Annotated in this window: 14 protein-coding genes; all 14 read right to left on the bottom strand. The window is 48.7% G+C overall.

What is annotated here, in order from left to right; all coding sequences use genetic code 11:
- Positions 1-111: 111 nt before the first annotated feature.
- Positions 112-2823, bottom strand: a complete 2712-nt coding sequence (locus AC3WRW_RS01980; RefSeq protein WP_492544694.1) for a glycosyl hydrolase 53 family protein — start codon at positions 2821-2823, stop codon at positions 112-114.
- 271 nt (positions 2824-3094) lie between these two features.
- The gene (locus tag AC3WRW_RS01985; protein ID WP_492544479.1) at positions 3095-4069 is read right to left on the bottom strand and encodes a substrate-binding domain-containing protein; all 975 of its coding nucleotides are present in this window, start codon (positions 4067-4069) and stop codon (positions 3095-3097) included.
- Positions 4066-5829: a sensor histidine kinase gene (locus tag AC3WRW_RS01990; RefSeq protein WP_492544481.1), complete on the bottom strand. Its 1764-nt coding sequence runs from the start codon at positions 5827-5829 to the stop codon at positions 4066-4068. The genes AC3WRW_RS01985 and AC3WRW_RS01990 overlap by 4 nt, the downstream gene beginning before the upstream one ends.
- Positions 5822-7435, bottom strand: a complete 1614-nt coding sequence (locus tag AC3WRW_RS01995) for a response regulator (protein WP_492544483.1) — start codon at positions 7433-7435, stop codon at positions 5822-5824. Before AC3WRW_RS01995 ends, AC3WRW_RS01990 begins: the two co-directional genes overlap by 8 nt.
- Before the next feature lie 155 nt (positions 7436-7590).
- Complete coding sequence (locus AC3WRW_RS02000) at positions 7591-8595, bottom strand: ABC transporter substrate-binding protein (RefSeq protein WP_492544485.1); 1005 nt, start codon at positions 8593-8595, stop codon at positions 7591-7593.
- Between the two features lie 66 nt (positions 8596-8661).
- Positions 8662-9660: an ABC transporter permease gene (locus tag AC3WRW_RS02005; RefSeq protein WP_171683919.1), complete on the bottom strand. Its 999-nt coding sequence runs from the start codon at positions 9658-9660 to the stop codon at positions 8662-8664.
- 16 nt (positions 9661-9676) lie between these two features.
- Positions 9677-11176: a sugar ABC transporter ATP-binding protein gene (locus AC3WRW_RS02010; protein ID WP_492544487.1), complete on the bottom strand. Its 1500-nt coding sequence runs from the start codon at positions 11174-11176 to the stop codon at positions 9677-9679.
- A 537-nt stretch (positions 11177-11713) separates the two neighbouring features.
- On the bottom strand, positions 11714-11854 hold the full coding sequence (locus AC3WRW_RS02015; protein ID WP_492544489.1) for a hypothetical protein: 141 nt from the start codon (positions 11852-11854) through the stop codon (positions 11714-11716).
- 109 nt (positions 11855-11963) lie between these two features.
- Positions 11964-12749 (bottom strand): DeoR/GlpR family DNA-binding transcription regulator, encoded by a 786-nt coding sequence (locus AC3WRW_RS02020; RefSeq protein ID WP_492544491.1) that lies wholly within the window; start codon positions 12747-12749, stop codon positions 11964-11966.
- Between the two features lie 78 nt (positions 12750-12827).
- The gene (locus AC3WRW_RS02025; protein WP_492544492.1) at positions 12828-14450 is read right to left on the bottom strand and encodes an extracellular solute-binding protein; all 1623 of its coding nucleotides are present in this window, start codon (positions 14448-14450) and stop codon (positions 12828-12830) included.
- Between the two features lie 59 nt (positions 14451-14509).
- The gene (locus AC3WRW_RS02030) at positions 14510-16867 is read right to left on the bottom strand and encodes a helix-turn-helix domain-containing protein (RefSeq protein ID WP_492544494.1); all 2358 of its coding nucleotides are present in this window, start codon (positions 16865-16867) and stop codon (positions 14510-14512) included.
- Positions 16868-17015: 148 nt separating this feature from the next.
- Positions 17016-17897 carry a carbohydrate ABC transporter permease gene (locus AC3WRW_RS02035; RefSeq protein ID WP_492544496.1) on the bottom strand — a complete coding sequence of 294 codons (882 nt, stop codon included), beginning with the start codon at positions 17895-17897 and terminating at the stop codon, positions 17016-17018.
- 10 nt (positions 17898-17907) lie between these two features.
- Positions 17908-18864 carry an ABC transporter permease gene (locus AC3WRW_RS02040; RefSeq protein WP_492544498.1) on the bottom strand — a complete coding sequence of 319 codons (957 nt, stop codon included), beginning with the start codon at positions 18862-18864 and terminating at the stop codon, positions 17908-17910.
- A 65-nt stretch (positions 18865-18929) separates the two neighbouring features.
- Positions 18930-20555: an extracellular solute-binding protein gene (locus AC3WRW_RS02045; protein WP_492544500.1), complete on the bottom strand. Its 1626-nt coding sequence runs from the start codon at positions 20553-20555 to the stop codon at positions 18930-18932.
- Positions 20556-20562 lie beyond the last annotated feature (7 nt).

Here is a 20562-nt window from a genome sequence, read left to right on the forward strand (position 1 = left end):
AAAAGAAATAAACTGATTTATATGTCATGAAACATAACATGGTAATGGCTCAAAATCCAAAAAAAAGACAACCTCCCGCATGAGCAGGAAATTGTCTTTCTCCGGGCATGATTATTGCAGCAGAATCTCCCTCGCTACTTGGGACAGATCCTCGATGTCTACTTTGCCATCACCGTTGATATCCGCAATTTTGTACAGATCCCAATCCGGGCTGGAAGATGTTTGACCGTAAGCCGCTGCAACAATAGCCAAATCTCCGATGCTGACCTTGCCATCCCCGTTGGTATCGCCCGGAGCACGGGAGATTACGGAGGCATTAAAGGCTTGAATAGCCGCATTCAATCCGCTTACAGCTTGATCGACATCCGCCTGCGTTGCTGCTGTGTTCGTGAACACGCTGTTCGCCTTATCGATAGCTGCCTGGAAGATCGCTTTGGAACCCGCTTGGTATTGGCCAGGCTTGCTTCCCTCGACGGCAGCGTCATGCGTGCCTTGCGCACTGGCAATTAAAGCGCCCAGCGCCGCTTTATCGATGACGCCTATTTGTACGCTATGCGAAGCGCCATTTAGGCTCGTTTCAACCCCGTGTTCATCTGCAACGAGCACATTCGAAAGTTGAATCGTAGTGCTGCCCGGCGAATTCGCTAACGCTTTAAAGGTCAATTTCAGCCAATCGTTTTGGGCGGCATGATCTTTTCCCAAATTAGCCGTAATCAGACGAACTTGTCCGCTTGCCGCCACTTTATCGACAATGACAAAACCGTCTCGAAGGGAACTGGCCCCAACGAATTCAACTTGTGCCGGGTCATATTTCACCGTAATATCTTGCGCATACACGTTCTGGTCCACATGCTCGATTCCATAGGTTAAGTCAAAATTTCCTCCGGCTGTCACCTTATTCGCACCCCGCAGAACCGTTGTCGTCTCCTCAACAACGGATACTTTGGCCGTTACATTGCCATAAGCCGTTTTGCCTGTGACGGTAAACCCGCCGACACCCAAATAATCGTTCGGGTTCACCGCGTTCCAAGTCACAGGAACAGGCACAATACTGCCATCGCTCATCGTCAGCATGTTCACCTTGGCGGGCAGGACAGGCGCTTTGGTCTTATTGGTGGTCGCATAGACATTTCCTTCGAGCACGTTCTTCGCAAAGGTCTTATTATAGACATCAATGGAAGCATACGGCTCGTAATAGTTGCTCATGCCGGACACAGCCGCAAACATCGGCCGGTAATTCTGAGGCTCCCATACCAACACGCCCCTCGACTTGTTGTTAATGACATCGTTGGAGGCTGTAATAACCGCTTTCATAAAATCGGCTTGCCCTTGAACCGTACAAGGAATAGTAGAGTCCCCCAAGCCGTTCGGGCAGCCCGAAGTCGGATAAGCCGTCTCCGAAATGTTCACATCATATTGCGGATACGTCGTCGTATACGTGTGAAGGTCTTCCTCCAAATTCGCGATCGTACCATGCCAGTCGGAATAATAAGACATAGCCAATGTATTCACATCGGCGCCTTTGGCCTTAATGCGCGTGAGCAATTGATCCCAGAATTCCATCGTCTTAGGCAGCATATTCATCGGATCCGGATCTTTGTTCACCGTCGTGTGCAGCTCCACCTTAATCGCCGGTGAAACTTCACGCACCGCTTTGACACCGGCCGCAACCAACGAGCTGAGTCGATCCCATGAGTCATTGTACTTTTGCTGCTCAACAGGGTCTGTGGATCTCCAGTATTTCCACAGAATACCGCCTCCTGGCTGGGACCAATAGGTCAGCTTGCCTGTAGCGCTGGCCGCATAGGCAGGCGTCGTCGGCACAGGAGTCATCTCCGCCTGCTCGCTGCCCCACAGAAAGCCGTTAATAATTTCGTTGCCAATCGCCACGACATCAGGAGTCGTGCCTTGATCCACTAGCTGCTTGGTGTAGGTATAGGTAAAATCATGAACGGCTGTTACCAATTCATTGAAAGGCAACGTGGCCCATGCTTTTGGCTTCGGCTGATGCTGAGGATCCGCCCACGAATCGGCATAATGAAAGTCAATTCCGAGCTCAAGATTGCGAGATTTGATTTGCTTGGCAACGGCCGCAGAACGGGTGGGGCTTATATAGTCCGGGCTGGACAAATTGCCGGTGCTCTCACTTCTCGGTTCATTCCAAATGCGCAGGCGAACGAATTTCATGCCACGATCCTTGACCAGATCGAAGACATTCGGACCAGGGCCTTTGTCAGCATCCTTAGGATTCAAATAATAATTCCTGCTGCTGTATTGATCCGCATAGGACATATCTGCACCTAGGATGGTGTCGTCGCGCAGATAGTTAAACGCTTTCATTTCTTTGATGCCCATACGAGCGCCATTGCTTGCCCCCGTCAGGGTAATGCGCAGATAGCGTGTGCCTTTTTGATTAAACAGATCGGTAAAGCCTTCAGATATGGTGCTATTGTTAGTCCGATCCGCAAGGACGTACCAGTTCGATCCATCGGCCGATCCTTCAATTTTATACTGATATACCGCATTATTGTCGGCAAAGACCACTTCTGTCTTGCGCACATTATCATAAGCGCCGCCAAGGTCCAACTTCAGCCAATGACCCGCTTCATTGTCGTCTGCCACCCATGCCGTATTCATATTCTCATCGGTAGCGAGTTTAGATGTAGCATTGCCGCTGTCGGACGATGGCGTCACCCAGAATTTTTTAGCGATATTGCTTTCAATTGGTGTAATCTCAGCTGTCCCGTTCATCGCAGAGGCTCCCGCCGGCAGCATCCCCGCAATCGTACTTAGAATCATTCCCGCACACAGTAATTTACGCATCTTTTTCACTTGCTTACCTCCCACGAATACTATTGAAATTAACGTATCATCTCGGGGTGTGATTGCAATGATTGCGATTCTCATCTGTAGATTCTTCGGGGTTTCAGGGATGGGAGCCGATTGAACGTTTGCCTTGCGGATTCACCTCTTTCTGACGGGATATTCAATGCCGCTTCCAACATCTCCCTTGTTCATTATCGTAACAATAGAGTTAAATAACAATTGAATATCCTCATCAATTCTATGAATTTTCACTAGTCTTTCTGCCCCACTAGGGACGCTTATCCAATATTGGAAAAAGCAGCTTTTGATTTGTTTTCGTATAGATGTTCGTTTTCCAAATTACTTCCGAGCCGGTGTCGATCCTTCCCTCGACCTTCTGGCCATTGCTCAATTGAACGGCCGTCTTTAAGGACATATAGCCCATATTAAAAGGCTTCTGAACGACAATTGCCTGCATGATCTCTTCTTCCAGGAATCCGATTTCCTCCATAGAACTGTCGAAGCCAATAAGCTTAATTTCGCCTGGCTTTTTCAAGTCGCGCACCGCCCTTGCTGCGCCGAGAGCCGAGGGCTCATTTAATCCGACAATGCCTTTCAAATCCGGATGATCCGCCAGGAGCTGCTTCGTAATGTCATACGCTCTATCCGGAGAACCTTCGCTATAGTAAGTGTCCAGCAGGCGGAAGCCGTTATCCTTTTGCAGCGCTTCGCGCAGGCCGTTTTCTCTTTCAATCGATGTGGAGGATCCTTTAATAAAGTTAATAATGGCCACTAGGCCTTTATCCGGCAGCGACTGGATCAGCGCTTCTCCCGCTTTCTTCCCCGCTCCCACATTATCCGTGGCGATAAAGGACTTGGAAATGCCTCCTTTAAGACCGGAGTCCACCGTAATTAACGGGATTCCCGCTTTTACAATTTCGTTCGCAATTGGCACGGTGCGCTCATAATCCAACGCCGCCAGCACAATCGCCTTCGGCTTGCGCGCGATCACTTCACGCAAGAGCCGGATTTGGCCATCGACATCTTTTTCCGTATCCGTGCCGACGACTTTGACCTCCGCCCCCATTTCAGCGGCAGCGGCATTAACCCCTTGCTCGACGACCTGCCAAAACTCGATCCGCTTATCCGTCGTCTTGGGGACAAACACGATGGACGGGTCATTTTTACCCGAAACTTTCAAGTCATAGATACAAACAAAAATTAACAGGATGACAATAACGGCAAAAAATAACCAGCGCTTCATTCCTCCTCCACCTCCAAAACCGAGCTTGGAATCCGCAATGTTACCGTCGTTCCTTCTTCCGGTTCGCTTTCGAAAGATAAGCCGTACGCTGCGCCATAGAACAATTGAATGCGGTGATGCACATTCCAGACGCCAAGCCCATGATCCTTGGAAGGCCCCAACAGCGCTTGCACCTTGTCCCTTGTCATCCCAAGACCGTTATCGCTCACCGTAATTTCAATGACTCCGTCAACCATCCGACCGCGAATGCGGATATGACCGTGTTCCTCCATTCGTCTTATCCCATGGTAAATCGCATTCTCGACCAGCGGCTGCAAAACGATTCTTAGAATCCGGCAGCCATGCAGTTCCGGCTCAACCTCGATCTCATACGAAAATTTATTCGTATAGCGCATTGACTGAACCGTGAGATAGTTGGATAAATGCTCCATTTCCATGGATATGGGAACTTCTTGTTCCCCTTTTCCGATGCTGTAGCGCAGCATTTTGGAAAGCGCCATCGTCATATTGACGACTTCTCTCATTTTGTTCGTTTCCGCCATCCAAATAATGGATTCCAGCGTGTTGTACAAAAAATGAGGATTGATTTGCGATTGCAGCGCTTTGATTTCACTCGTCCGAAGCAGCACCTCTTCCTGCACGATTTGCTTCATCAAATCTTTTATTTTCACAATCATGACATTAAAAGTTCGTGCTAATTTGCCGATTTCATCGGCTTGCGTAATATCGGCACGGATGTCAAAATCGCCTTGCTCCACCTGCTTCATATGCGCTTCCAGCTTTTTTATCGGCCTGCTGAGCGTAAAAGACAGCACAATGGAAATGCCCAGCGCGATAATCAAACAAATGCTGCCCCATAAAACCGTCGACAGCTGTATTTTCTTCTTGTTGCCGACGAGCTCTTCCGGATAGGTGACACCGACAATTTTCCAACCGAAATTCGTCGTTCGGATCGATAAGATTTTCTTATGTTGATTTTCCTCCAAAGAGAGCTGTCCGTCTTCCGAGGCTAAAATGGCTTCGATGGGTTCACTTTTCAAATTCGTGTGTATGATCTGCTGCTGAGGGTGGTAGACGAGGTCTCCTTCGGAATTGACAATGAACACATAGCCTCTCTTGCCCAATTGAATATGGCTGCAGAGATCATTAATGATGTTGTAGTTGAGATCGACGAGCAATACGCCGGTCTTGTCCCAACGATCATTGCTCCGAAATTGTTGACTCATGGATATGACCCATGGATATTCGTTGCGATACACATGTTCAACTTCAGATGAGGAGATATGGATGGAGCCGTTCTTCGCTTTCGAATACCAATCTTGAGCAATTAACTCATAGTAGCTTTTCACCGCGGTTTGCTCCCTGTCGGAGATTACGGCACCGTTGGAGCCTACGAAGAGAATGGCGCTGATGTCATTTCTGGACTGAACGATGACGCGCAAGGAGCTTTCAATCGCTTCAACCAGCTTTTGGCCCACGGGAGAATGAGGGTCCGACATTGTCAAATACTGCTCAATTTGTCCGTTGTTATAGAGTAGGGAGGAAATGCTTTTCATATTGTCGATATACGTCTCGATGGTCGTGCCAACCTGATTGATAAGTTCATTCGTGTACTGCACGGAGTTTTCCGTGACAGAATCCGACGACTGCCGGTACGTGTTATAACTCAAAATTAGCGTAGTGCCGATGATCAAGCAGGAAAATGCGACGGCGATGCTCGTATGAATGCTTTTAAATCTGAAAAAACGTCCTTTAATCAAGAGAGATCCCCTCTCTGCTTAAGGCTCTGTATTCTTTGGGCGTCATCCCGTGATGGCGCTTGAAAATAACGCTGAAATATTGCGGATCGCCGTATCCCACTTTCGCGGCAATTTCGTAAGCTTTCAAATTCGTCTCCGACAGCAGCTCCTTCGCTTTCGCAAGCCGGATCCGGGTGACAAACTCGATAAAGGACTGGCCTTTCTTCTGTTTGAACAGTCCGCTGAAATAATTCATACTCATATAGACATGCTGGGCAACGTCGCCAAGCGATAAGTTTTCATTGGCATAGTTTTCTAAAATGTACACTTCGGACCGTGTCAACAAGGAGTCTACATCCTGCTCCATTTTCTGAATCACCTGTTCAAACAGCTGCAGACACAACGATTCCAACCACACCTTCACTTCATCCAGTGTTGTATAGGCACGAACCTCACCCAAAATATCCGCCGCTTCCATGGCATCATGACCCGAATCCTCGAATAGTTGAATGATCGAAACGAGGAACCTTTGCACATAAATATAGCAGCGATCCACAGACGATTGCGAAGCGCGCAGCTCATTGATCCAGTCGCCGAGCAGTTTGGCGAAAAGCTCTTTGTTCCCCGTTTTCAGCGAGGCGATCAGCTTGCGTTCCCATTCTGCATGATGCACCTGCAGCTGGCCTTTGCCATGTACGATATCCTCGATGGAGATAATCTTATTTTTGCCGACCAAAAACCGGTAGTCGAGCGCGGACACCGCCTCGGAATACGACTTCGTCAACTCCCCCACCGTCGGGTAGGGCCTGCCAATGCCAATCGACACGCGTACCTTCACATACTTTTCTATGCATTGAGCGGCTTGCTCCGCATATTTCTGGACGGCTAACGAAAGTGATGACAGCTCTCCGGCAAAAATAATGCCGATCTTCTCGTCTCTTGTGCGAAAAACAATGCCACCTTGCTCAAGCTCAAAAATTTCATGAACGATATTATAAACGGCAAACCGCAGCAATTCGGTTTCCGAGCTGATTTTCGCTTCGAAATGATACAAAAACTCTTCCACATCCAGCGTTAACGCCACATAATACGGTCCGGCGAGCGATAAATGAAACAGAGCGAATTTATTCCGGATCTCCTCTTTCTTCACTTCACTTGAAACCAGCCGTTCCAAAAATTGCTCCCGCAGCAAAGGCAAGCTCATATTCAATTGGCTCTGCAAGCGGGATACGTCTTCATTTCTTAAACGCTTTTCATCCAATTCTTTTTTCAAATGATGCAAAATGCCTGTAAATTCTTGATGGCTAACCGGTTTCATCACATAATCGTAAACCTTGAGCTTGACGGCCTGCTTGGCGTACTCGAACTCACCGAACCCGGTCATAATGATGACCGTAATGTCCCGGTAATGATCGGCAACGGCGGCGGCAAGCGCAAGCCCATCCATATGGGGCATCGAAATATCCGTAATAATGACATCAGGCAGCCTAGTCTCGAGGGAATCCCACGCTTCCCGGCCATCGCCGTAAGAGCCGATCAGCTCAAAACCGTGGCTCTCCCAATTCATTTTATTGCGAATGCTTTCGCGTACCGCTTCTTCGTCGTCAACAATGATAAGGGTATACATCCTACCACCTCTGAATCAACAAATTCATTTTGAACATCACACTGTTATTCGAGAATAACGCTTACATTTCCTGTACGTCCCCCTTAACTACTTTTCGACAAAAAGGGCTGCCCGCAGGAGCAGCCTTTCCAATCCTCCAGGGCAGCCTCATCGCCTTAGTTATACAGCAGTGCCTTGATCTCAGCCGAATCGATATTATTTTTATCATACCAGTGGAAGCCGGTATCAATCGTTTTCTCTACTTTCTCGCCTTTGCTTGCCATGACTGCCGCTTTGACGGACCAGTAGCCGATGCCGATCGGATCCTGTGTAATGGCTCCGGCCATTTTACCGTTCTTAATCGCATCGATTTGCGCCTTGCCGGAGTCATAGCCGATGATGACCAATTTATCTTTTTTGAGCTCCGTTACCGCGTTGACAACACCGATTGCCGAGCCTTCGTTGGCCCCAAAAATACCTTTCAGGTTCGGATGCCCTTGAATAATCGCCTTAGCCAAATCGGTTGATTTCAACTGGTCGCCGCCGCCGTATTGAATGTCAACGATTTTGATGTTGGGATGCTTCGCTTTCATCTGTTCCACGAAGCCGTCTCTGCGGTCAACGCCTGTGCGGCTCGTTTGGTCGTGTACGACAAGGGCAACTTCGCCGGCATCGCCGATTTTTTCTGCCATTTTGTCAGCGGCGAGCGCTGCGGCTTTCTTATTATCCGTAGCTGCCGTGGTGACCGGAATGTCGCTGTCGACGCCGGAATCGAAGCCGATAACCGGAATATTCGACGACTTGGCTTTCTGCAGGAGCGAGACGGACGCTTTGCTGTCCAGCGCTGCGAAAGCGATGGCCGTAGGCTTTTTATCTAAAGCGGCTTGCAGCATTTCAATCTGTTTGTCGACTTGCGCTTCGGTTTCCGGCCCCTCGAACGTAATGGTGACGTCAAACTCTTTCGCCGCCTTTTCCGCTCCTTGCTTCACCGCTTGCCAGAACTGATGCTGGAAGCCTTTGGAGATCACAGGAATGTAAGGCTTGCCACTGTTTGAAGAAGCTGTTTTTGCCGTTGATGACGGCGTGCCGGATGTTGAACTTGAGCCGCAAGCAGCCAGTAGAGATGCAGAAAGCGTAAGCGCAGCGGTGACCATCACCAGTTTACCCATTTTGTTTTTCATTTTGTCGTCTCCCTTTTACATGAATTTGGTATATTAATTCTTATAAAGAATGAATACCGAATGCCATTATCCCGCTTTGCGCCGGCGCAAAATGTCTGCATACACCGCGAGTAAAACCACGATACCTACGATAACCGTTTGCCATTCTTGGGGAACGGACAAGATCCTTAACCCATTCGTCATCACACTCATAATCAGAGCCCCGATCACCGTTCCCAAAATAGACCCCTGTCCACCGCTTAACGATGTGCCTCCAATGACGACCGCCGCGATGGCTTCTAATTCATATCCCATGCCAAGTGCCGGCTGAGCCGAGTCTAATCTTGAAGCAATCATGACGCCCGCAATCCCGCTGAATAAGCCTGTCAACACATAAATGGCGATTTTCCAAAAATGAATATGAACACCGGATAACCGGGTTGCTTCTTCATTGCTGCCTAATGCGAAATTGTAGCGTCCAATGACCGTCTTGGTCAGCACCAAGCTCGAAATAATGGCCAGTCCGAAGAAAATGAGGATGGCATTCGGCACTGCGAATCCCGGAATCACCTTCTCCAGCACCGACCCCATCGCAATTTGGCGAAAAGCCGGCGTTTCATTGAAGTAAATCGGTTTGGCATGGGAAATGACAAGTGACAGCCCTTTGGTCATCATCATAACGGCAAGCGTCGCAATAAACGGCGGAATGCCCATTTTGGCAACTGCAAAACCGCTGAACAATCCGCAGAGCACACCTGTTAAAATCCCCGCCACAATGCCGATGGGAATCGGCAAATGCCACTCGGTGATGAATACGCCCGTCATTACAGCGGAGAAGGTCATCACCGTACCGACACTTAGATCGATGCCTCCTGCGATAATGACGAATGTCGAACCCAGTGCCAGTACGCCGATAACAGCCGTAGATAAGAGAATCCCGACGATATTGGTAAATTGCAGGAAATTGCTGGAGGATACGGAGAAAATGACAACTAAAAGCGCCAAACTCGCGAAAGCTAACAGTTTCTGTGTGGCGGCTGTCTTTCGCAGGGGTGGCCGCGAAATTTTCAAAGAGCTTAATTGCATAGATGACCTTCCTTTCTTAATTGCGGCTCGTCGCCAGTCTCATAATCTCTTCTTGATTGGCTAGTTCCCCCGGAAGCTCGCCGGTAATTCGGCCCTCGCACATCACCAGAACGCGGTGGCTTAAACGCAAAATTTCCGGCAGCTCCGAGGAAATCATGAGAATGGCCTTCCCTTGCTTGGCCAAATCCTCAAGCAGCGCGTAAATCTCCGATTTCGCCCCTACGTCGATACCTCTTGTCGGCTCATCGAAGATGAGCACCTGGCAATCCCGGTGCAGCCATTTTCCAATGACGACCTTTTGCTGATTGCCGCCTGACAGAAACTTGGCTTTCTGCTGCACGCTCGGCGTTTTTATTTTCAATGCTTCCACATATTGTCCCGATATCCGTTCGATCGAGCTATCTCTCATCCATCCGAGGCTGTTGCGGAATTTCTTGAGGGAAGGCAGCGCGATATTGGCTCCGAGCTCCATATCCACGACCAGCCCATAGCGCTTGCGGTCCTCCGATAAGTAACCAATTCCGTGTTTCACCGCATCGTGGGTGCCACGAATACTTACTTTCTTACCGTTCATGTAGACCTCGCCGGTGTCCATGCGATCTGCGCCGAAGATTGCTCTAGCCACCTCGGTTCGCCCCGCTCCCATCAAACCGGCAACCCCGACAATCTCACCGGCATGCACCTTAAAGCTAATCTCCTTAAAGGCATTCCCTCTGCCGAGGTTTCGGACTTCCAGGACATTTTGCTTCGATCCGGCTTGCAAGCGCGGGCTCTTCTCTACCTGGATTTCTCTGCCTACCATCATCGAGATGATCGTGTCCATGTTGGTTTCCTTCGTTGGGACAGTGGCAATATAACGGCCATCCCGCATGACCGTGATGCGGTCACTAATCTTTCTAAGCTCCTCCATGCGATGGGAAATGTAAACAATTCCCACACCGTTTCGGCGCAGCTTCTCAATCATCCGGAACAATTCGTTGATTTCCGTTTCCGTCAAAGCCGCCGTGGGCTCATCCATGATGAGCACCTCGGCATTGAACGACAATGCTTTGGCGATCTCGATCATCTGCTGCTTCGCGACGCTGAGCTCCGATATTTTCATGCGCGGATCCAAGTTCAAATTCAGCTGTTTCAGGAGCTCCGCCGTATCGTCGTTCATCTTCTTCTCATGCAGTAAAAATCGCAGTGATTTGCGCGGCTCCCGGCCAATGAACATATTTTGCGCAATCGTCAAATCGGGGATTAAATTAAGCTCTTGATGAATGATGGAGATGCCGAGCAATTGGGCCGATTTCGTATCCGGGATATGAACTTCTTGTCCTTTCAACAGGAGGCGTCCTCCGTCTTTCTGGTAAATGCCGGTTAAAATTTTCATCATCGTCGACTTGCCGGCCCCGTTTTCACCGACTAAGGCGTGGACTTCACCCGGATTCAGCTCAAATTGGCAGTTTGAGAGCGCTTGAACGCCGGGGAAATGTTTGTCGATCCCTTCCATTTGCACGAGTGGTTGTATCACTGCTTGTGTTCACCTCGATATCGTTTACTGTTATCATCTTAGCTGTAAACGGTTCATTTGAGAGTGGAGTATTTTCTTGAAAAAGTCGAATAATTTCCGATATAAGGTAAAAATGCCTGCAACTACCCCGTGTGCTTAGGCGGAGTGAATTTCGCCTTATTGAGGGGAACTGTAGGCCCTTATTTAGGCAAAAAGGCGTAAATTCGGGGATTGGGGGAACTACAAGGCCTTATGTCACCTCGATCCTCCAAAAATATATTGGGATTGACGAAATAACTGCCCCTAGTTCCCCCTTGCTCGCCCAAAGGGCTATTTTGGGCAAAATAACGCCCTGTGGTTCCCCTGCCAGCGGGCATCTGTAAGTTCCCATACCTGACAGCGGGTAGCGTTTGACAATAAGAAAAACCCAGCCTGCAGCGGCTAGGTCCTTGTCTAAACCCATGGAGTGGGGAGGAATTGGCTATTGGGATTTCGCTTTTTCACCTCTTATCTATTCCTTCCTCTTACCCGATTCGGTTGAAGGAGTCCTGTGTCTCTTCACGCTTCGGACACACCGGCCGTTATCTTCACGGAAAGCTTCGTGTCTCTCTGCGGACGGACACCGGAGCCCTTATTTTCCAATCTCAGGGTGGAATCAGCCCCCAAGTGAGCAAATAACAGCGCTGGTGTCCGTTTCATGTTCGAAAAGGCTTTTTTCCATCGAATAAGGGCCACTCAGTCCCTTAGCAAGGAATATATAAAAAAGAACCCGAGGAGCTCATCTCCTCAGGTTCTTATCCATTATCTTTTATTCCGCTTGAAGCCATGTAATATCTTTGTGTTCCAATTGCTCTTTCCATTCCTTCGGAGCACCCACATTGCTGACGATAATATCGATCTTGTTCAAATCCGCAATTTTGTAGAATTGAACTTGTCCGAATTTCGAGTGGTCCGTTACGACAATACTGATCTTCGATTGTTCAATCAGTTTTTTCGCAAATTGCCCCCGGTCTTCGTCGAATGCGGTTATCCCTTTATCCAACATAATCCCGTCTATCGAAATAAAAGCTTTATCCACATAAAAGTTCTCGATCATTTTTTCAGCCATTGAACCAACGACGCGCGATTGCAGAGGACTAACTTTACCCCCGATAAAGAAAATATCTCCCGTAAGCAGTTCCTTGTTTTTATAATCGATTAGCAGGTAAAGGGCCGGAACGGAATTCGTGAGCACGGTGATGTTCTTCTTATTCAGCAAATAATCAATAATATGCAGTGTCGTTGAACCGTCATCGATGAAAATGACCTCATTGTCTTCCACTAACGTAGCCGCTTTCCGGCCAATCATTTTCTTTTCATCGGCATGCAAAATTTCCCGCTTTAAATGGGACGGCTCCTCGCGCGAAATATTGATTTTCACAGCTCCGCCGTAAACCCGCTTCAATTTGTTCTCTTCTTCCAATTCCTCGAGATATCTGCGGACCGATTCTGACGAGACATTCAGACTTTCAACTAACTCTGTCGTCTTTACTTTGCCCTCAAGATTAAGAAGGTTTAATATGTAGTCTTTGCGCTCTTCTCCGATTAATGACATGCTACCTTCCTCCTGGTCAATTCACTAACTCATATGGTAGCAATATTAAGCAAGCGGTGTCAACATTTTCAATCGTTCCTACCGTTTTTCATGGCGGTCGATGGCCAGCTTCTGTATTTGCAGCGCCTGGTCTATTTTGGAAGATTTCATTTTGCTCACATAGCTGTCAAACGTATCCACGGATTCCACGCCAAGAATAATTTTTAAAGACATCTCGTCAACGAGTGTCGTGACATCGTTCATAATGGAGGACAACTCCGCGTTCTCGAGCTCCGTTCTCGGAATTTGCGGCATCGTGTGCTGATCCACATTCGTGTTCGACCACTCCAGAACCGCCTTCCGCTGCTGGGGCAACGTGTAATATTGCTCCATATACCGGACATCCTGGACGAAAGGGCCAAAATAGCTCGCCCGCGAATACATCGCAAGCGCTTGAGCCGGCGCCAGTTTCTCGCGGTTGCGCAAAATGAAATCGGTATACGTCGGATACCCGTCAACCATCGTATAGCTGGTTCCCTCGATGCCGAAGTTGAACAGCATGTGCCCTTCCTCGCTGTAGCCGAAATCGAGCAGCTTGGCGGCCGCTTCCGCATGTTTGCTTTTGCTCGAAATCGCTACGCCGCCCGTTCCCACATAGGCATAGCTGCGTTGGCCGAACTCCGGCTTGTCGCCTTTCTTCAGAACCGGATAAGGAGCCGCTGCGAACATGACGCCTTTGTCCTTCTCTTCCACGATGGGCTGCCATTTTCCGAGCCCTGCGCCGGCGTTCCAGATTGTGGCCCCGCTTCGTCCTGTTATCATGTTGGAATCCATCGTTTTGGTGTCTACGGTGGCGATATTTCTATCCAACAGCCCCTCGGCGTACCATTTATGAAAGGTCGCCAGAAATTGTTTATAGCCTTGCTCCATCGGACCGAATTTCACTTGTCCTTGATCCAGGTAGAACCCTTTTTTGATCCCGAAAGCGCCGACAAAAGCACCGCCTTCAATACCGAATAACGGATTTGGAACGCCCAGAAACGTTAAAGGAGCCTCGATGCCTTTCTTTTCCTTAAAAGCCTTTAGTACGGTGTACCACTCATCCATGGTCGTCGGTATTGGAAGCCCCAGCTCATCCAGCCAATCCTTCCGGATAATGGGACCTTGATACGTGCGCAGCAAATCGTCGCCCCGAATGAACGGAAAGACATAATAGCTGCCGTTGTCGGTTTTGACCTGTTTGTCTACGTCCGGATGCTCCGCTAAGTACTTCTTAAGATTAGGCGCGTAGTTATCGATAAGCTCGTTCAATCTCAAAATATACCCGTCGCCGATCGCCTTCTCCGGGCCTCCCGGATAACTGTCCCATTCATATTCCATCATATCCGGCAAATCCCCGGATGCGAGCAGCACATTCATCGCTTCTTTGGCTTGATTCGCCGGAGGCTGGATGAATTTGAGGCGGACCCCCGTTCTTTTTTGCCATTCTTGAAAAAAGGGCACATCCGGCGTATTCGGCTTTACACTTGCCGCATTGCCGTTAAGCTCCGCCCAATATGTCATCGTGTACTTGGCTGTATCCGGCTGCTCCAGTCCTTGTCCCGCTTCGTTGGGCAGGGCGGTTCCCGCCGGCGAGGCTGAGGGAGCGGCAGCGCTGCAAGCTGTTATCGCGAGGACGCCGGCTGCCAAGATAGGGAATATTAAAGGTTTGCGTAATATCATAGGGTGAACCTCCATAAGCTGGGATCTCGCAGCAAAAATCAGGGAAAAATCAGGTCGCATCAGGGCATTTCCTTGTATTTCCCGGGCGTAATCCCCTCATATTTTTTGAAAACGCGAATGAACGTAGCCGCTTCGTTATAGCCAACGGACTTGGCGATTTCCGAGATGGAGCCCTGCTTGTGAACGATCATCCGCTTGGCCTGCCCAATTCGGAACTTCGTAATATAGTCCAGCAATCCTTCGCCGGTACCATCCTTAAACAGCTTTGAAACATAGCTGCCCTTGAGCTCGAAGCGCTCACCGATCGTATTGACGTTGAGATTGGCATCCTGATAATGTTCCTCAATATAACGGATCACATTCGCGATAAGCTCGCGCAGCGTCTCGGCGCGTTCCTTCGTTACATTCGTTTCCATTTTGGCGGCTGCGTGCGCACAAACTTCTTTGAGCAAGCTCAGGAGCTCCTGCTGCATTTCGAGGATCGTATCGCATGCGATAATGGAATCCATCCATCGCGGATTGTCTCCCAGCAACCGGCTTTCCCCATCCCCAAGCTCATTAATCGCCTTCACCATCGTACCGACCAGATTAAAAATCAAACATCTGGCCAACGTCAGCGAGACCAGCGGCTTATTGAAATTTCGTTCCATAATCTCGTTCATACTGGCAGACGCCTGCTCATAATCGCCAATTTTAATCATATTAATAATTTGCTGCTCCACTTGAAGCGGATAATAGTAGCCAAGCGACAGCTTATCTGCGGAATCAATCCGAATTTCATCGTACGTAATAATTTCTCTTTTTCCCCGAACCATTTTATACTCCATCGCGTCCAAGGCCTCGCTATAGGCATTGGCCACGCCAAACAGCGAGGAGTGAATGCCGCCGATCGAGATCGTGAGATCCATGTGAAAACGCATCAGGAACCGCTGGGCTTCGGCTGCAATCCAGTTCAGATCTTCCTTTCGCTCGGCCGCTTCGTCTGCGGCAAAATTGACCAAACAAACCATCATGTCGTCAACTTCCGCAACGTAACCGGCATGATGGCGGTGTCCGACAAGCTCTTCCACCACATTGGTGATAATGAATTGAATCAGCTTCCGCCTTTCGTTCATATCCATGCCCGGCAAATTAGCGGAAAGGTTCTCATTATTTTCAACGGCAAATAAAATGACCGCAAACTCATTGGAAATGAGTTCCATATGAAACGATTTGAACGCCTCTTCATACGAAATGAGCGTATCGCTCTTGCCTTTCAGGAGCCGGTTCAGCATATTCGAACGCAGCACATATTGATGAGACTGCAATTGCAGCGCAATTTGATCCTTCTCGCTTCGGGTATCCGAGATCGCCCGCTGAATAAAACTCAGCTCGTTCCCGTCTGCCCGTTCCTCTGCCGAATGCTTGTCCGAAACCGACTGAACAAGCCGCTGAATCGGCGAATAGTTGCGGCGCATGAAAAACCATGTTAATACGCCTGCTCCAATGAGCGAGATGAGGATGCTGACATAAGTGAATTTACGGACATATTCCGCTTTCTCCCAATATATCCGGCTGGGGATGACCAGCACGTACTTCAAGTCCGACACGGCCGATTGCATATAAAAGAGTTCTGAATCCCCGTTTTTTGCCGGCGAATACGCCACACGATCCCGATCTAGCGCTTGCTCCAGATTGAGATTTGTATAGACCGACACAGGAAGATTGGAAAGCAGAACTTGATTGTCATGGTTAAGAATTAACAGCTGCCCGCCGCTAAATCCGGAAATTGTTTCCATCGCCTTCTGGAATCGCGCCAAGTCCGCCATCACGACGACAGTCCCCGTTTGTTTCCCATTCAAATCTTTGGGCAGATGCGCAATATACGCAATGGAAGTTTGGGGGCTGCCGGCATCTGAACGAGGCAGCAACAGAAACTGGTTATTATCCGCGTTGTTGATCGTGTCGAGCCACTGCTCATAACGAAGCGTGCCCGTGTTGTGAATCGTATCGAAAGCCGTTTTCATATCTCTGACATTGCCGGGCCGCAGAATCGAAGAGGATTGGTTCCAAGTTACGTAGAACTCGTCGATCGCCGCATACGAGGTTTGGTACATTCTAAACTCTTTGACCAGCTGATATGCAAGGAATTGATCGTCGCTCTGCCGGATGTTGGAGTACATCAAGGATTGCAGCTTCGTATTCCATGTGATTTCCATATTTAATCGTTTCATCAAATCGATTTGGGTGTCAATCGTGTACCGCACTTGCTTGAGCAAAGAATCGTTCGCCCGGTGAATCTCACTTTTTAACGCGTCGCTGGATTGTGAATAAATAATTAAGCTCATCATCATGGGGATGAACAAAACGGCGCTGTACGATAGTAACCAAGTAAAAATAATGCTTTTTCTTTTACGCCATAGAAATCCGATGTTCAATATGGATCTCCTCCCATTGGATGTTCAATATAGGTCTGAAGGGATTGTCTCCACTTCCCTCTATTATAACGCGATATGCAAGGGGAGGAATGTCCAAAATGACAAATTCGATTGACAAAAGCTCGATTCCGGCCGGATTCGGAGCCCTTTATCCTTTTAAAGAGCCGACCATGACTCCTTTGACAAAGAATCGTTGAACGAACGGATAAATGCAAAGCACCGGCAATGTGGCCACAACAATCGTGGCATATTTAATCGTTTCACCGATCTGAAAGCGGTCGCCCGCATCCGCCCCGACGGACATGCCATCCGTTGAATTGGCGATCAGAATTTCCCGGAGGACGAGCTGCAGCGGGAACAGATCCCTATTCTTGATAAACACGGAGGCATAGAACCAGCCATTCCATTTATCCACCGCATAATACAGAATCATTACGGCAATGACCGGCATGGAAAGCGGGATAATGATCCGGAACAGAATCGTGAAATGGTTGGCGCCGTCGATTTTGGCCGACTCCTCCAAGCTGTCCGGGATCGACATAAACGCGGTGCGCATAATGATCAGATTGAATGTGCCGATGGAGAAAGGGATGATCGTCGCCCAGAGAGAATCGAGCAGTCCGACATTTTTGACAACCAAATATAAAGGAATCAAGCCCCCGTGGAAAAACATCGTGAACACGATAATGAGCATGAACGCCTTGTTCCAGATGACATTTTTGCGGGAAAGCACATACGCGCCCAGCGCTGTCATCAGCAGATTCACCGCTACGCCGGCGATCACGATAAACAGCGTATTCCGGTAACCGATGAGAATGCCCGGATTTTTCATGACGCCTTTGTAAGCTTCCAAACTAAAGCCAAGCGGTTTCAGCAAAATCCCTTTGTGCCCAACTAATCGGCCCGCATCGCTTAACGAAGCAAAAAGCACATATAACAAGGGATATAACGTGACGATGACGAGTGCGATCAGGATCAAATAGATCGAGGCATCGAACCATTTTTCAAGTATGCCGGTATGTTTTTTCATAGAATTCACCTCACCATAGACTGCTTTCGTTAACTTTACGGCTTATATAGTTCGCTGTAATCAGGAGTATCAGGTTGATGACCGAGTTAAACAAGCCAACAGCCGAGCTGTAGCTCCATCCGAACTCCAACAGCCCTTTGCGGTAGACGAAGGACGAGATCACGTCTGCGGTTTCATAAGTAACAGGATTATACAGCAGAATAATTTTCTCAAAGCCCACATTCAGCAAATTCCCCATTCGCAAAATAAACATAATCGCAATCGTCGGCATGATCCCCGGCAAAGTAATGTAGACAATCTGCTTCCATCTGCTCGCCCCGTCCATGCGTGCCGCCTCATACTGCTCCTGATCGATGCCCATTAAAGCGGCGATATAGATGATGGACTCCCAGCCGATCCGCTGCCATATTTCGGAGAGGATGTAGATCGGACGAAACAATTCCGGCTTCTGCAGCATCGCTTGCCCGTCGTAGCCAAAGGCCATCACGATTTTATTAATGACGCCGTCCGCGTTCGTAAAATCAGTAATAATCCCGCAAATCACGACCATCGAAATAAAATAGGGCATGTAAGTGATCGTTTGCGCTACACGCTTAAACATCTTGCTACGTACTTCATTGATGAGGAGGGCCAAAATAATCGGTGCCGGGAACTCAAAAACCAAGGAATACAACGAGATGACAATCGTATTTTTCAAAATCCGCCAAAAGTAATAGCTGCCGAAAAAGTCCTGAAAATGCTTAAAACCGATCCAAGGACTGCCCAAAATCCCTTTCATTGGCGAATATTCTTTGAACGCGATCAAAGCGCCGTACATCGGTGCATAGTGAAAAATAAAATAATAAGCAAGTACGGGAACCATCATCAGGTACAAATATTTGTTTAAAATAAAATCGCGGACATAGCGGTTTGTATCCGCCTTTTTCGCAGCGAGCTGAGCTTTCTCAAGCGGTCTGACATTCTCCATCTTCATCCTCACCCCAATTCAAATTAGGAGAGAGGGCTTCGGGAGCCCTCTTCTGTATGTTCTTCCTAACGCTTGTTGTAGCGGTCAAGCGCCGCTTTTTGAATCGCGATGGCGCGATCCAGGTTGAGCGATTTCATTTTCGCTATATAGCTCTCAAATTGACTGACGGGCTCGTTGCCCAGAATGATTTTGAGCGTCATTTCATCGACCAGCGTATTGATGTCGTTCATAATTTTCGCATATTCGGAGCTCTCTTCCGGCGTTGGCGTAAGCGGCGGCAAACTGTATTTGTCCGTATCCGTTTTCTTCCAAATATTAACGGCGTCGCGCTGCGATGCCATCGTAAAGAACTGCTCCGCATAGCGCTTATCCTGGATAAACGGACCGTTGTAGCTTCCGCGAACGTACATCGACATCGCCTGTGCAGGAGCTAATTTATCCGGATTCTTCATTAAAAGATCCGTATATTTCGGGTAACCGTTCTCCATCTTGTAGCTAACGCCTTCGGTTCCGAAGTTGAAGAACATGCGGCCTTCCTCGCTGTAACCGTAATCCAGCAATCTGACAGCTAATTCCGGATCTTTGGCTTTGGAAGTAACCGCTACGATACCGCCGGAGGAGTAGGGCTTATCCTTTTGGCCGAACTTCGGCATGTCGCCTTTTTTCAGCACAGGGTACGGAGCTGCGACCAATTGCGCTTTCGGGTCCTTGGCTTGGACCAGCGGCTGCCATTTGCCGATCCCGCCTCCGGCGTTGCCGATACTGGCGCCGGTGCCGCCGGAGGCAAAGCTGCCGTCAAGCGCTTTGTTATCTACCGTAGCAATATTTTTATCTAACAGACCGTCTTTGTACCAACTGTTGAACAAGCTTAAATACTCTTTGAACCCTTTTTCCGCAGGACCGAATTTAATGTCTCCATTCTCCAGGTAGAAGCCGCGATTGACGCCGAACGCCCCTAAGAACGCGCCGTTATAGGATTCATTGAAGAACCGGGGCTTGGAAATAAAGGAAAGAGGTGCGGCTGCGCCTTTCTTCTCTTTGAACGCTGTGAGCACTGCCGTCCACTCATCGATCGTTTCCGGCACAGAGAGTCCCAGCTCGTCCAACCAGTCCTTGCGAATAATCGGGCCTTGGAAAACTTGCAGATACTCATCCCCTCTTATGAAAGGGAACGCATAGTAGCTGCCGTTATCCGTTTTGACCATCTTGTCGATTTCCGGGTGTTCCTTTAAATATTTCTTTAAATTGGGCGCGTATTTATCGATCAAATCATTCAATTTTAGAATGTAGCCATCCTTAATCGCCTTCTCAGGTCCCCCTGGGAAATCGCTCAGGAAGTTGTATTCGATCATATCCGGCAAATCTCCAGAAGCAAGCATGACGTTAAGAGCTTCTTTCGTTTGCCCTGTCGGAGGCGCCGTGAATTTGAGGGGCACGCCCGTTTTCTTTTGCCAATCTTGGAAGAACGGAACATCGCTATGGGTTGTTTTGACACCTGTTAAGTTACCGTTCAACTCACCCCAGTAGGTAAGTGTTTTATCCGTTTTGATCGGATAAGTCGTGGCTGTGGCTGTTCCCGCCGCAGGCGATTGCGCATCCTTAGCAGCAGGCTTCGTTTCCGTCTGAGAGGAGCAGGCGATCATAGTGCCTGTCAACATGACGGTCATCGTTAAGGCTAACATTTTCTTCATTACAGGA

This window comes from Paenibacillus sp. FW126-R14 (genome assembly GCF_058789495.1).